Here is a 12,743-nt window from a genome sequence, read left to right as displayed (position 1 = left end):
CCTCGACGGGCAGACGCGGAGCAGCCCCCGACCCCCCTAGACAACTTCCCGGCACCGGCACCCAGCGGTGGTCGGGATGGCCCGAAGGGGTTCGGGGGCGCTCCGCTGCGCCGCCCCAGGACCGGCCCGATACGGTCGTCCCGTGCTGAAGCGGTGCCTCGCCGCCCTCGCGGGCGGCCTCCTCCTGGCGCTCGCCTTCGAGCCCGTCGCCGCGGCGTACGTCGTGCCCGTCGCCGTCGCGGGCTTCGCGCTCGCCACCCGCGGCCTGCGGGCCCGTTCCGGGTTCGTGGTCGGGCTGGTCTTCGGCGTCGCGTTCTACTTCCCGCATATCCACTGGATGACCGCCGTCGGCACCGACGCCTGGCTGGCCCTCGCGGGGGTCGAGTCGGTCTTCTACGGCCTGCTCGGCGCGGCGGCGGCGTACCTCCACCGCTTGCCCGCCTGGCCGCTGTGGCTGTCGGCGGCGTGGACGACGATGGAGGTCTGGCGCAGCGGCTGGCCGTTCAGCGGGATGCCCTGGGGGCGGCTCGCCTTCGCCGTCGCCGACACACCGGTCGCGCCCGCCCTGGCGTACGTCGGCATGGTCGGCGTGAGCCTGCTGCTGGCGCTGCTGGGCAGCCTGCTGGCGGCGCTCGTCCTCGCGCTCGTGCGGGTGCGGGACCGCGCCCGGGACCGGGCGGTCCTCGCCCACGGCGCCGTGCTCGTCGGGGCCGTCGTGGTGACCGTGCTGCCGGCGCTCGTGCCGTTCTCGGTCGGCGACGACGGGGAGGTGACCGTCGCGGCGGTGCAGGGCGACGTGCCGGGGCCGGGCAACGACATCCTCTACGACTTCCGCGGGGTGACCGACAACCACGTCGAGGCGACGGTCGAGCTCGGCGACGACGTCGCCGCCGGGCGAGCCCCGCGGCCGGACTTCGTCGTGTGGCCGGAGAACTCCACCGCGGTCGACCCCTTCACCGACGCCTCCACCAACGCCGGCATCCGGCGCGCGGTCGAGGCCGTCGACGTGCCCGTGCTCGTCGGCGCGATCGTCGACGCGGGCGAGACCAACGTGCTCAACCAGGGCATCGTGTGGGACCCGGTCACCGGGGCGGGGGAGCGCTACACCAAGTGGCACCCGGTGCCCTACGGGGAGTACATCCCCTTCCGGGAGTTCTTCACCGGCCAGTTCGGCCGGCTGGCGATGATCCCGCGCGACATGATGAGCGGCACCCGGGAGACGCCGCTGCGGATCGCCGGGACCCTGGTCGCGGACGCGATCTGCTTCGACGTCGCCTACGACGACGGCATCCACGCCCAGGTCCGCAACGGCGCCGAGCTGCTCGCCGTGCAGACGTCCAACGCGACGTTCATCGAGACCGACCAGATCGACCAGCAGTTCGCGATCACCCGGCTCCGGGCGATCGAGACCGGACGCACTGTCGTGGTCGCCGCGACCAACGGCGTCTCGGGGATCATCACCCCCGACGGCGAGGTCGTCGCGAGCGCCGCACCGCGCACCCAGGAGGTGCTGGTCGCCGACGTCGGGCTCTGGTCGGGCACCACGCCGGGCGTCCTCGTCGGGCCGTGGGTCGGCCGCGTCTCCGCCGTGCTCACCGGAGTCGGCCTGCTCGTGGCCGTGCTCACGTATCGTCGGCGGCGGGAGACGCCCGTGCCCGCCGGTCCGGCGGGCCGGGGGAGCGAGGAGCAGGAGAGCGTGCGGTGAGGGAGCCCCGGGGCCGGGTCGTCATGGTCGTGCCGACCTACGACGAGGCCGAGAACATCGCCTGGATCATCGGGCGCCTGCGCACCGCCGAGCCGGACGTCGACGTGCTCGTCGTCGACGACTCCTCACCGGACGGCACCGGCGAGATCGCCGACCGGCTCGCCGCGGACGACGACCGGGTGCACGTGCTGCACCGCACGGCCAAGGGCGGTCTCGGCGCGGCGTACCTCCACGGCTTCGCCTGGGCGCTGGAGCAGGGGTACGACGTCATCGGGGAGATGGACGCCGACGGCTCCCACCAGCCCGAGCAGCTGCACCTGCTGCTCGACGCGCTGGACGACGCCGACCTGGTCATCGGGTCGCGCTGGGTGCGTGGGGGATCGGTCGTGAACTGGCCGCGCCGCCGCGAGGCGCTCTCGCGCGGCGGCAACCTCTACGTGCGCCTGCTGCTCGGCGTCAACGTCCGCGACGCCACCGCCGGCTACCGCGTCTTCCGGCGGGCCACGCTGGAGAAGATCGACCTCGCGGCCGTGCGCTCGACCGGCTACGTCTTCCAGACCGACCTGGTCGCCCGCACCCTCGCCGCGGGCCTGCGCGTCGTGGAGGTGCCGATCGAGTTCGTCGAGCGCGAGCGTGGCGACTCCAAGATGAGCGGGGCGGTGGCGACCGAGTCCCTCAAGCGCATCACCCAGTGGGGCCTGGCCGAGCGCCGCGCCCAGGTGCGCCGGGCCTGGCAGCGGTGGCGCGCATGAGCCCCCGTGCGCAGGCCGCTCCGCGGCGGCGGCGCTGGGCCGGGCTGCTGCTCGTCCTCTTCGTCGTCGTGCCTCTCGTCGAGATCTACGCGCTCGTGCAGGTCGGCCAGGTCATCGGTGCCTGGTGGACGATCCTGCTGCTCGTGCTGGACAGCGCCATCGGCGCCTGGCTGGTGCGGCGCGAGGGCGCCCGGGCCTGGACCGCGCTGCGGACCACGACGGCCGCCGGCCGGCTGCCGGCGCGCGAGATCGCGGACGGCGCGCTCGTGCTCATCGGCGGCCTGCTGATGCTCACGCCGGGCTTCGTCTCCGACGCCCTCGGCATCCTGCTCATCCTGCCGCTGACGCGACCGCTGTTCCGCGGGCTGCTGACCTCCGTCGTCGCGCGGCGGCTGGTGCTGCTCGGCCCCGGCATGCCGTTCGGCGCCGGCGGTCCCGCGGCTCCCGGGTCCCCCCGGGCCGGGAACGGCGGGCACCCCCGGAACGACGGACGCCCCGGACCTGATGTGGTCCGGGGCGACGTGGTCGACGAGCCGTAGCCCTCAGCCGGCCGCTGCTGGGTGGCCGCCGGGCTGCGGCGGGGGAGCGGTCAGGCCGAGGCCTTGCGCTTCTTCGCGTTCGCGCGGTGCAGGTGGGCGGGGCCGATCTCGCCGCCGCGCAGCAGCTCGAGGCGCTCCTTGAGGATGTCCTCGAGCTCCTTCTCCGAGCGACGCTCCAGGAGCATGTCCCAGTGCGTGCGGGCCGGCTTCTCGGCCTTCGCCTCGGGCAGGATGCCGGCAGTGCTCAGCGCCTCGGCGCCGCAGCGCGGGCACTCCCAGACCGCCGGGATGTCGGCCTCGACCGACATGGTGATCTCGAACTCGTGCCCCTGCTTGCACCGGTAACCGACCTGCTGGCGGGCGGCGAACTCGATGCCACGCTCGTCCTCGAAGCTCTGGCCCCCGAGCCGCGCTCCCCGCAGTGTGCGCTCTGCCATGAGACGCCTCCCAAAATCCGATGCTCGATGCCTGATACGGCCGTTGACACTCGAAGTGTTCAACGGTACTGAGCCGCCCAACATTCCGACAATCGAGCGGCGTCCGTCACCCCGGTGCCCCTCGCCGGGGCGCCCCACACGGCCAGTCCGGCGCCGAACGGGCCGGGGGCTCAGACGACGGTCGGCATCTCGTTGCCCGCGTCGCGGATGCCCTTCGCGGTGTCCACGCGCAGCAGCAGCAGGCCGCCGACGACGAAGAACAGGATGAGCGCGAAGATCGCCGGCCGGTAGGAGTCGGTGAACTGGTAGACGAGGCCGAAGACGAGCGCCCCGAGCCACGAGGTGCCCCGCTCCATCGCGTGGTAGAAGCTGAAGTACTCCGCCTCCTTGCCGCGCGGGACGAGCAGCGAGAAGTAGGACCGGGCCAGTGCCTGGGTGCCGCCCAGCACGATCCCGATCGCAGCGCCGAGCAGCAGGAACGGCACGAGCGCACCGTCGGGGATGAACAGCGCGGCCGTGACGATCAGGCACCAGATGACCAGGCCGACCAGGATCACCTTCTTCGCCCCGACCCGCCCGGCGGCACGGCCGAACCACAGCGCGCCGCCGATGGCGACGACCTGCACGAGCAGGTAGGTGCCCAGCACGGTGCCGGTCTCGAAGCCGAGCTCCTCCTCGCCGTACACGGCCGCCTGGCCGATGACGGTCTGGATGCCGTCGTTGAAGAAGAGGTACGCCACGAGGAAGGTCAGCGCGACCGGGTACTGCCGCATCCCGCGCAGCGTCACCCACAGCTGGCCGAAGCTGCGCTGCACGACGCCGCCCTCGACCTCCTCGACGTGCATCGGCGGGTGGTTGCGCAGCCGGCGCCACGGGATGAGCGTGAAGCCGGCCCACCACACCGCGGCGGACAGCATGCTCAGCCGCACCGCCATGCCCTCGGAGAGCCCGAAGGTGTCGTGGGCGCTGACGACGACGAAGTTGACCGCCAGCAGCAGCCCGCCGCCGGCGTAGCCGAAGGCCCAGCCGCGGGAGGAGACGCGGTCGCGCTCGCGCTCGTCGGAGATCTGCACCAGGATCGCGTCGTTGAAGACCGCCGCGGCGCCGAAGCAGATGTTGGCGACCAGGAACGCCGCCACGCCCAGCTGCCAGCTGTCCTCGGTGACGAAGAACAGCAGCGCCCCGGCGGCCGCGCCGGCCCACGCGAAGCCGGCCAGCAGGTCCTTCTTGCGCGCGGTGCGGTCGGCGACCGCGCCGAGCAGCGGCAGCATGACCGCCGCGATCAGGGTGGAGGCGGTGATGACGTACGCCGGCAGCGAGCCCGGCGCGAGGCTCAGGCCCAGCAGGGAGACCCGGTCGCCGACCGCGTCCTCCTCGGCCACCGCGATCAGGTAGGGCCCGAAGAGCACGCCGGCCACCGTCGTGGCGAAGGCGCTGTTGGCCCAGTCGTACCAGTACCAGGCGCGCTGCTCGCGGGCCCGGTTCAGCGGCTCGAGGTCGGCGAACGGACGCGGGCCGGGGGTCGGGGTCATGCGGGCTCCCTCCACGGTCCTCGCCACTGGCCGCGCCGGGCGAGCACCTCCTTGAGCAGGTCGGTGCGGTCGGTCATCAGCCCGTCGACGCCACGGTCCAGCAGGACCGTCATCTCCTCGGGGTCGTCGATCGTCCAGACATGCACGTGCTTGCCGGCGGCGTGGGCGCGCCGGACCAGGCCCGGGCTGGTCACCAGCCACCGGCCGCGCCGGTGCGGGACCTGCAGCGCCCCCACCCGCCGGCGCGTGACCAGGTCGGCCAACCGGCCGCTCGGCAGCAGCCGGAAGGCGAGGATCTCCGCCGGCGTGGCCGCGGTCGGCACACGCCCGCCGGTCAGCGAGCGGAACCGGTCGGTGCGCCGCTGGGAGAACGACCCCACGAGCACCCGGTCGTGCGCGTCGTGCTCGGCGACGAACGCGGCCAGGGCGTCCACCGCGCCGTCGGACTTCAGGTCGATGTTGAAGCGCGCCCGCGGGAACGCCTCGAGCAGCGACGCCAGGGTCGGGACCTGCTCGCGCCCGCCGACGAGCGCGCGGCGCACCTCGGCGTACGTCAGGTCACCGATCGCCCCGCGGGCGTCGGTCACCCGGTCCAGCACCGCGTCGTGGAAGGCGAGCAGCACGCCGTCGGCGGTGACGTGGACGTCGGTCTCGAGGTAGTCGTAGCCCAGCGAGACCGCGTGGGCGAAGGCCGCCAGCGTGTTCTCCAGGCCCTCGATCTCCGGGTGGTAGGCGCCGCCACGGTGCGCGTAGGCCAGGACCGCGCCCGGCGTCGCCAGCACCTCGTCGAGGAGGGCGAACCCGGTCCGAGGCGCGGTCACCGGAGCAGTATGTCGACCGTCGCTCAGATGTCGCGGAACGACTCGATGTTGGCGCCGAGCAGGTTGAGCCGCTCGGCGAGGTCCTCGTAGCCGCGGTGGATGACGTAGGTGCTGCGCAGCACCGAGGTGCCCTTGGAGGCGAGCATCGCCAGCAGGATGACGACCGCCGGGCGCAGCGCCGGGGGGCACATGAGCTCCGCGCCGGAGAACGACGTGGGCCCCTCGATCATCACCCGGTGCGGGTCGAGCAGCTTGACGCGGCCGCCGAGCTTGTTGAGGTCGGTGAGGTAGATCGCGCGGTTCTCGTAGACCCAGTCGTGCAGCAGGGTCTGGCCGGTCGCGACCGCCGCGATGACCGCGAAGAACGGCAGGTTGTCGATGTTGAGGCCGGGGAACGGCATCGGGTGGATCTTGTCCAGCGGGGCGTGCAGCACCGACGGGTGGGTGGTGATGTCGACCAGGCGGGTCTGGCCGTTGAGGGCGACGTACTCCTCGGACCGGTCGTAGGAGAAGCCCATCTCCTCCAGCAGCGCCAGCTCGATCTCGAGGAACTCGATCGGCACCCGCTCGATGGTGATCTCCGACTGGGTCACGATCGCGGCCGCGAGCAGCGACATCGCCTCGATCGGGTCCTCGCTGGGGGCGTAGTCGACGTCGACGTCGATCTCGCTGACGCCCGTGACCGTGAGCGTGGTGGTGCCGATGCCGTCGACCTGGACGCCGAGCTTCTGCAGGTAGAAGCAGAGGTCCTGGACCATGTAGTTCGACGAGGCGTTGCGGATGACCGTGGTGCCCGGGTGGAGGGCGGCGGCCATCAGCGCGTTCTCGGTGACGGTGTCGCCGCGCTCGGTCAGCACGATCGGCCGGCCCGGCTCGATCGCCCGGTTGACCTGCGCGTGGTACGAGCCGTCGGTCGCCTTGACCTCGAGGCCGAAGGGGCGCAGCGCGGCCATGTGCGGCTCGACGGTGCGGGTGCCGAGGTCGCAGCCGCCGGCGTACGGCAGCTCGAAGCTGTCCGCGCGGTGCAGCAGCGGGCCGAGGAACATGATGATCGAGCGGGTGCGCCGCGCGGCGACCTCGTCGACCGCGCCGAGCTCGAGCTCGCGCGGCGGGACGATCTCGAGGTCGTTGTCGGCGTTGAGCCAGGTGGTCTGCACGCCGAGGCTGCCGAGCACCTCGAGCAGGCGGTTGACCTCCTCGATGCGGGCGACCTTGCGCAGCGTGGTGCGGCCCCGGTTGAGCAGCGAGGCGCACAGCAGCGCGACGCCGGCGTTCTTGGAGGTCTTGACGTCGATGCGGCCGGACAGCGTCGTGGGGCCGGTCACCCGCAGGTGGGTCGGGCCGGCGCCGAGCGCGACGATCTCGGAGTCCAGCGCCGCGCCGATGCGGGCGATCATCTCCAGGGAGAGGTTCTGCTGGCCCTTCTCGATGCGGTTGATCGCGCTCTGGCTGGTGGAGAGCAGGTCCGCGAGCTGGTGCTGGGTCAGTCCCCGGTGCTTGCGGGCGTCCCGGATGAGGTTCCCGATGCGGCCCTTGTAGTCCTGGGTCTGGGTCATGCCGTCCACGGTAACTCACATGTGAGATAAGGCCGACCCGAGCGTCGCGGGCGTGTCGGGAGCGTCCCGCGGTGACCGGGGGAGGTGCAGGATGAGCGGCATGCGCGCGACGACGATCCACGGCCCCGGCGACATCCGGCTCTCCGAGGTCCCCGACCCCACCATCCTCGAGCCCACCGACGCGATCGTGCGGGTGACCGCGTCGTGCGTGTGCGGCTCGGACCTGTGGCCCTACCGGGGCGAGAGCCCGGTCACCGAGGGCGACACGATCGGCCACGAGTGCATCGGGGTGGTCGCCGAGGTCGGCAGCGAGGTGCGCGACCTGGCCGTCGGCGACTTCGTGGTCGTGCCGTTCGACCACTGCGACGGCACGTGCGCCCACTGCCTGGCCGGCGTGCACTCCGCGTGCGTCAACCTCGGCATGACCACCAGCGGCCAGGGGGAGTACGCCCGCGTGGTCCACGCCGACGGGAGCCTGGTGCGCGTCGACGGGGTGGCCGACGGCGGGGCGCCCGACCCCGCGCTCGTCCCGTCGCTGCTGGCGCTCTCCGACGTGATGCCGACCGGGTGGCACGCCGCCGTGGCGGCGGGCGTCAAGGCCGGTGACACGGTCGTGGTGGTGGGCGACGGCGCCGTGGGGCTCTGCGGCGTGCTCGCCGCGTCCACCATGGGTGCGGAGAAGGTCGTCGTCATGTCGCGGCACGAGCCGCGCCAGCGGATCGCGACCGACTTCGGCGCCACCCACGTCGTCGCGGAGCGTGGCCGCGAGGGGGCCGCGGCGGTCAAGGAGATCACCGGCGGCATCGGTGCCGACGCCGTGCTCGAGTGCGTCGGGACCAGCGACGCGATGGGCACCGCCTTCGCCGTCGCCCGGCCCGGGTCGACCGTTGGCTTCGTCGGCGTGCCGCACGGCGTGGAGCTGCCCGTCGGCCGGATGTTCCAGAAGAACGTCGGCCTCGCCGGCGGCATGGCGCCCGTGCGCCGCTACCTGCCCCAGCTGCTGGACCTCGTGCTGGCCGGCTCGATCGACCCCGGCAAGGTCTTCGACCTCACGCTGCCGCTTGACCAGGTCGCCGAGGCCTACCGGGCGATGGACGAGCGCCGGGCGATCAAGGTGCTCCTCCAGCCGTGAGCGACCTCCGGCTCGGACCGCTCCTGCGGTTCGTCGACGAGACCAGCGCGACCGTGTGGGTGGAGACCGAGCGCGCCGCGCGGGTGACGGTCCGGGCGGGCGCGGCGACGGGGGAGACGCGCACCTTCGCCGTCCACGAGCACCACTACGCCCTGGTCGAGGTCGACGGGCTGCGCCCCGGCACCCGCACGCCGTACGTCGTCGAGCTGGACGGCGCGCAGGTGTGGCCGCCCGCCAACAGCCCTTACCCGGCGCCAGTGATCGGCACCCTCGAGGCGGGCCGGCCGCTGCGGATGCTGTTCGGCTCGTGCCGGGTCAGCGTGTCCCACGACGCCGCGGGCAACGCCCAGCACGGCGTCGACGCGCTGCGCTCCTACGCGCTGCACCTCGCCGGTGACACCAGCTCCGGGGTGGCCGACGACGAGTGGCCGGACCTGGTGCTCTTCCTCGGCGACCAGGTCTACGCCGACGACACCAGCGAGGAGATGAAGGCCTTCATCGAGCAGCGGCGCGACCCGGACCAGGCGCCGTGGCACGAGCTGAAGGACTACGAGGAGTACAGCCACCTCTACCGGCTCGCCTGGGGCGAGGCCGCCAACCGCTGGCTGCTCTCCACGCTGCCCAGCGCGATGATCTTCGACGACCACGACATCCGCGACGACTGGAACACCAGCGCCGACTGGCGTGCGCAGATGGAGGCCACCGACTGGTGGCACGACCGGGTGGTCGGCGGCCTCGGGTCCTACTGGGTCTACCAGCACCTCGGCAACCTCGGCCCCGCCGACCGGGACGCCGACCCGCTGTGGCGGCGGATCCGCGACCACGACGGCGACGACGAGCTCGACGACGAGCTCGACGTCACCGCCGACGTCGACGCGCTCGCCGACCGGGCCGACCAGCAGCCCGACAGCTACCGCTGGAGCTTCTCCCGCGACTTCGACACCCAGGCGCGCCTGGTCGTCGTCGACTCCCGGGCGGCCCGCGTGCTTACCCCCGACCGGCGCTGCATGCTCGACGACGCGGAGATGGAATGGCTCGACCAGCGGATGACCGGCGACGTCGACCACCTCGTCGTGGGCACCTCGCTGCCGTTCCTCCTCGCGCCGGCGCTGCACCACGCCGAGGCGTTCGGCGAGGCGCTGGCCCAGGGCCGGCTGGGGCGGATCTTCAAGCCGTTCGGCGAGTGGGCGCGCCAGGCCGCCGACCTCGAGCACTGGGCGGCGTTCCAGGACGGCTTCCAGCGGGTGGGCCGGATGGTCGTCGAGGTGGCCGCGGGGGAGCGGGGCAGGGCGCCGCGTACCGTCACCTTCCTCTCCGGCGACGTCCACCACAGCTACGTCGCCCTCGCCGAGCCGGACCCGGCCGGCGGTCGCACCGCGCAGAGCGTGATCGTGCAGGCGGTCTGCTCGCCGATCCGCAACCCGCTGCCGCGGTTCATGCAGGCGGCGACCGCGCTGGCGGCGTACGGCAGGGCGCGGCCCACGGGTCGGCTGCTCGGGGGGCGCGTGCCGCGCAGCCCGCTGCGGTGGCGGCTGCCGCGCGGCCCCTGGTACGACAACAACCTGGCCGTGCTCGAGCTGCGTGAGCGCGAGCTGCACCTGGCCTGGTCGCGCGGCGTGGACCGCGGCGAGGCCGAGCGGCCGGTGCTCGAGCAGGTCGCGGCGGTCGACGTGCCGTTCCGGGACTGACGCGCGTCGCACCCGCCGGCGGACCCGGTCAGGTCGGGTCTGCCGGGTCAGCTGCGGACGAGGTCCCGCGTGGGCTGGCAGTCGCAGGTGTCGGAGCAGGCGAGGTAGGTGTGCACGGCGTGGCCGCACTGGCCGCACGGCAGGTCGTGCGAGATCGGTCGGGCGTTGGTCTGGACGGTGTCCCACATGGCGATGACCCCCAAAGTCGTCCCGACGACGGTAGGCCGCTGCACCGGCCTTGTGGGGCACAACACACCGGAGATGACCTGATCAGGTCATCCGCGCCGACCGATCGGGCGCGTGGGCACGCCACCGGGGGTCCGGCCGACCGGCCCGGCGCCGCGGGGGATGGGCCACCTAGGCTGCGGGGCGTGACCACGGAGCCGGACCGCGCGATCCACGACGCCGAGGTGGGAGGACCCGAGGGCGCCCGCACGGTGTTCCTCCACGGGCTCTTCGGCCAGGGCAAGAACTTCACCCAGGCCGCCAAGGCGCTCGTGCCGGACCTGCACTCGTTGCTCGTCGACCTGCCCAACCACGGCCGCTCCGGCTGGACCGACTCGGTGGACTACGTCGACGTCGCCGACGCGGTCGCCGAGCACCTGCGCGGCGGGTTCGCCGCCGACGGGCCCGTGCACGTGGTGGGCCACTCGATGGGCGGCAAGGTCGCCATGGTGCTGGCGCTGCGGCACCCCGAGCTGGTCGACCGGCTCGTCGTCGTCGACATCTCGCCGGTCGACACCGCCGCGGGCGGCGGCACGGGGGAGTTCGAGCACCTGCTCGACAGCCTCGCGCGGCTCGACCTCGCCGCCGTCGTGCGCCGCGCGGACGCCGACCGCCTGCTCGCCGAGGACGTCCCCGACGAGCGGGTCCGCGGGTTCCTCCTGCAGAACCTGCGCTCGCGCGGCCCGGACTTCCGCTGGCAGGCCAACCTGTCGCTGCTGCGCGCCGAGCTGGCGACGATCGGCGGGTTCCCGGAGCTCGGCGCGACCTTCGACCACCCGGTGCTGTGGCTCGCGGGCGAGCGCTCGCCGTACGTCCGACCCGAGCACGACGAGACGATGCGCGAGCTCTTCCCCCGCACCCGGCTGGTCACCGTCAAGGGCGCCGGCCACTGGGTGCACTCCGAGCAGCCGGACGCGTTCGTCTCCGCGCTGCGCGTCTTCCTGACCGCCTGACCACCTGACCGCCTCGCGGGCCCGGACGACCGCGAGCCGGCCGGGTCGGTGTGACCTGGACGGCCCGCGGAGCCAGGGGAGCGAGGGTCGGTCAGGGTCGGAAGACAACCTTGACCATGCCCTCCTCCTTCTTCTGGAAGTGCTCGTAGGCCTGCGGCGCCTCGGCGAGCGGGAGGTGGTGGGTCGCGAACGCGTCGACGCCGAACGGGTCGTCCTCGACGAGCATCTCGAGCAGCTCGCCGGTGTGCGCGCGGACGTTGGCCTGGCCCATCCGCACCTGCACCTGCTTGTCGAAGAGCTGGAACATCGGCATCGGGTCGACGGCGCCGCCGTAGACCCCGGAGATCGACACCGTGCCGCCGCGGCGGACGGCCTCGATCGCGGTGTGCAGCGCGGCGAGGCGGTCGAGGCCGGCGTTCTTGAGCATCGGCTCGGCGATCGCGTCGGGCATCAGGCCGACGAACTTCTGCACGCCCTGGGCGGCGGGGGACCCGTGGGCCTCCATGCCGACGGCGTCGATGACCGAGTCCGCGCCCCGGCCGCCGGTGAGCTCGCGCACCACCGAGGCGACCCCGCCGACCTCGTCGGCCTCGTCGAGGTGGAGCGGCTCGGCGCCGAACGCCTCGACCCGGGCGAGGCGCTCGGGCACCCGGTCGACGCTGATGACGCGGTAGCCGGCGCGCACACCCATCCGGGCGGCCATGTCGCCGATCGGGCCGGCACCCATGACCAGGAGCGTGCCGCCGTCGGGGACGTCGGCGTACTTCAGGCCCTGCCAGGCGGTCGGGAGCACGTCGGAGAGGAAGAGGAACCGGTCGTCGTCGTGCTCGTGCGGCACCTTGACCGGCAGGAAGTTGCCGAAGGGCACGCGCATGTACTCCGCCTGGCCGCCCGGGACCTGGCCGTAGAGCTTGGAGTAGCCGAAGAAGCTGGCGCCGGTGCCGTGCTCGGGGTTCTGGGTCGTCTCGCACTGGCTGTAGAGGTGCCGGTCGCACATCCAGCACGACCCGCAGGAGACGTTGAACGGGACGACGACGCGGTCACCCACGGCGAGCTCGGTGACCTCAGGGCCGATCTCCTCGACGATGCCCATCGGCTCGTGGCCGACGATGTCGCCCGGCTCCATGAACGGCGCCAGCGTCTCGTACAGGTGCAGGTCCGAGCCGCACAGACCGGTCGACGTGACCTTGATGACGACGTCGGTGGGCTCCTGGATCCGAGGGTCGGGAACGTCGGTGACCTGCATGTCGTGCGCGCCCTGCCACGTCACTGCCTTCATCGGGTGGACCGTCCTTCGTGTCGGGTGATGGACCGTCCCGGTGTCCCGTTCACCCCGCTCTCAGCAGCCCGATCCGGATCGCCGATAACTGACATTATGTCAACATGCTCAGATCGGGAGGCGG

Annotated in this window: 12 protein-coding genes; 6 read left to right on the top strand and 6 right to left on the bottom strand. The window is 72.9% G+C overall.

What is annotated here, in order from left to right; translation table 11 throughout:
• Window positions 1-142: 142 nt before the first annotated feature.
• The 3 genes from lnt to QWY29_RS11590 are packed head-to-tail and all read left to right on the top strand — an operon-like array spanning window position 143 to window position 2,996.
• A complete protein-coding gene (gene lnt / locus QWY29_RS11600) occupies window positions 143-1,705 on the top strand; it encodes an apolipoprotein N-acyltransferase (protein ID WP_300960978.1) in 1,563 nt (520 codons plus the stop codon).
• Between the two features lie 23 nt (window positions 1,706-1,728).
• Window positions 1,729-2,457, top strand: coding sequence for a polyprenol monophosphomannose synthase (locus QWY29_RS11595; RefSeq protein WP_300961365.1), 729 nt, complete (start codon window positions 1,729-1,731; stop codon window positions 2,455-2,457).
• The gene (locus tag QWY29_RS11590) at window positions 2,454-2,996 is read left to right on the top strand and encodes an FxsA family protein (RefSeq protein WP_300960976.1); all 543 of its coding nucleotides are present in this window, start codon (window positions 2,454-2,456) and stop codon (window positions 2,994-2,996) included. Before QWY29_RS11595 ends, QWY29_RS11590 begins: the two co-directional genes overlap by 4 nt.
• A 50-nt stretch (window positions 2,997-3,046) precedes the next feature.
• Here the strand turns inward: QWY29_RS11590 and QWY29_RS11585 are convergent, their stop codons facing one another.
• The 4 genes from QWY29_RS11585 to QWY29_RS11570 all read right to left on the bottom strand — a co-directional run bounded on the left by QWY29_RS11585 (window position 3,047) and on the right by QWY29_RS11570 (window position 7,342).
• On the bottom strand, window positions 3,047-3,433 hold the full coding sequence (locus QWY29_RS11585; protein ID WP_300960975.1) for an RNA polymerase-binding protein RbpA: 387 nt from the start codon (window positions 3,431-3,433) through the stop codon (window positions 3,047-3,049).
• A gap of 170 nt (window positions 3,434-3,603) precedes the next feature.
• Window positions 3,604-4,965, bottom strand: coding sequence for an MFS transporter (locus QWY29_RS11580; protein WP_300960974.1), 1,362 nt, complete (start codon window positions 4,963-4,965; stop codon window positions 3,604-3,606).
• Window positions 4,962-5,786: a glycerophosphodiester phosphodiesterase family protein gene (locus tag QWY29_RS11575; RefSeq protein ID WP_300960972.1), complete on the bottom strand. Its 825-nt coding sequence runs from the start codon at window positions 5,784-5,786 to the stop codon at window positions 4,962-4,964. Before QWY29_RS11575 ends, QWY29_RS11580 begins: the two co-directional genes overlap by 4 nt.
• Window positions 5,787-5,809: 23 nt before the next feature.
• Window positions 5,810-7,342 carry a UDP-N-acetylglucosamine 1-carboxyvinyltransferase gene (locus tag QWY29_RS11570; RefSeq protein ID WP_300960970.1) on the bottom strand — a complete coding sequence of 511 codons (1,533 nt, stop codon included), beginning with the start codon at window positions 7,340-7,342 and terminating at the stop codon, window positions 5,810-5,812.
• Between the two features lie 100 nt (window positions 7,343-7,442).
• Here QWY29_RS11570 and QWY29_RS11565 point away from each other — a divergent pair, with 100 nt between their 5' ends.
• Together QWY29_RS11565 and QWY29_RS11560 are read left to right on the top strand one after the other, a co-directional pair.
• Window positions 7,443-8,474: a zinc-dependent alcohol dehydrogenase family protein gene (locus QWY29_RS11565; protein ID WP_300960969.1), complete on the top strand. Its 1,032-nt coding sequence runs from the start codon at window positions 7,443-7,445 to the stop codon at window positions 8,472-8,474.
• Window positions 8,471-10,162, top strand: a complete 1,692-nt coding sequence (locus QWY29_RS11560) for an alkaline phosphatase D family protein (protein WP_300960968.1) — start codon at window positions 8,471-8,473, stop codon at window positions 10,160-10,162. Before QWY29_RS11565 ends, QWY29_RS11560 begins: the two co-directional genes overlap by 4 nt.
• Window positions 10,163-10,209: 47 nt before the next feature.
• On the opposite strand, the gene QWY29_RS11555 is transcribed toward QWY29_RS11560, so the two are convergent.
• The gene (locus QWY29_RS11555; RefSeq protein WP_300960966.1) at window positions 10,210-10,350 is read right to left on the bottom strand and encodes a hypothetical protein; all 141 of its coding nucleotides are present in this window, start codon (window positions 10,348-10,350) and stop codon (window positions 10,210-10,212) included.
• A gap of 183 nt (window positions 10,351-10,533) precedes the next feature.
• Between QWY29_RS11555 and QWY29_RS11550 the strand changes: the two genes are divergently transcribed.
• Window positions 10,534-11,340, top strand: coding sequence for an alpha/beta fold hydrolase (locus QWY29_RS11550; RefSeq protein ID WP_300960965.1), 807 nt, complete (start codon window positions 10,534-10,536; stop codon window positions 11,338-11,340).
• Window positions 11,341-11,431: 91 nt separating this feature from the next.
• Here the strand turns inward: QWY29_RS11550 and QWY29_RS11545 are convergent, their stop codons facing one another.
• On the bottom strand, window positions 11,432-12,619 hold the full coding sequence (locus tag QWY29_RS11545) for an alcohol dehydrogenase catalytic domain-containing protein (protein WP_300960964.1): 1,188 nt from the start codon (window positions 12,617-12,619) through the stop codon (window positions 11,432-11,434).
• Between the last annotated feature and the right edge of the window lie 124 nt (window positions 12,620-12,743).

Origin of the sequence: Nocardioides abyssi, assembly GCF_030412915.1 — a bacterium.
GTDB classification, from domain to species: Bacteria; Actinomycetota; Actinomycetes; order Propionibacteriales; family Nocardioidaceae; genus Nocardioides; species Nocardioides abyssi.
This window is presented reverse-complemented; position numbering and strand designations above follow the sequence as displayed.

Excerpts from the sequence above, each read along its gene's own strand:
- QWY29_RS11595 (WP_300961365.1), top strand. The coding sequence starts at position 1,729 with ATGGTCGTGCCGACCTACGACGAGGCCGAGAACATCGCCTGGATCATC.
- QWY29_RS11590 (WP_300960976.1), top strand. The coding sequence starts at position 2,454 with ATGAGCCCCCGTGCGCAGGCCGCTCCGCGGCGGCGGCGCTGGGCCGGG.
- QWY29_RS11585 (WP_300960975.1), bottom strand. The coding sequence starts at position 3,433 with ATGGCAGAGCGCACACTGCGGGGAGCGCGGCTCGGGGGCCAGAGCTTC.
- QWY29_RS11580 (WP_300960974.1), bottom strand. The coding sequence starts at position 4,965 with ATGACCCCGACCCCCGGCCCGCGTCCGTTCGCCGACCTCGAGCCGCTG.
- QWY29_RS11570 (WP_300960970.1), bottom strand. The coding sequence starts at position 7,342 with ATGACCCAGACCCAGGACTACAAGGGCCGCATCGGGAACCTCATCCGG.
- QWY29_RS11565 (WP_300960969.1), top strand. The coding sequence starts at position 7,443 with ATGCGCGCGACGACGATCCACGGCCCCGGCGACATCCGGCTCTCCGAG.
- QWY29_RS11555 (WP_300960966.1), bottom strand. The coding sequence starts at position 10,350 with ATGTGGGACACCGTCCAGACCAACGCCCGACCGATCTCGCACGACCTG.
- QWY29_RS11545 (WP_300960964.1), bottom strand. The coding sequence starts at position 12,619 with ATGAAGGCAGTGACGTGGCAGGGCGCGCACGACATGCAGGTCACCGAC.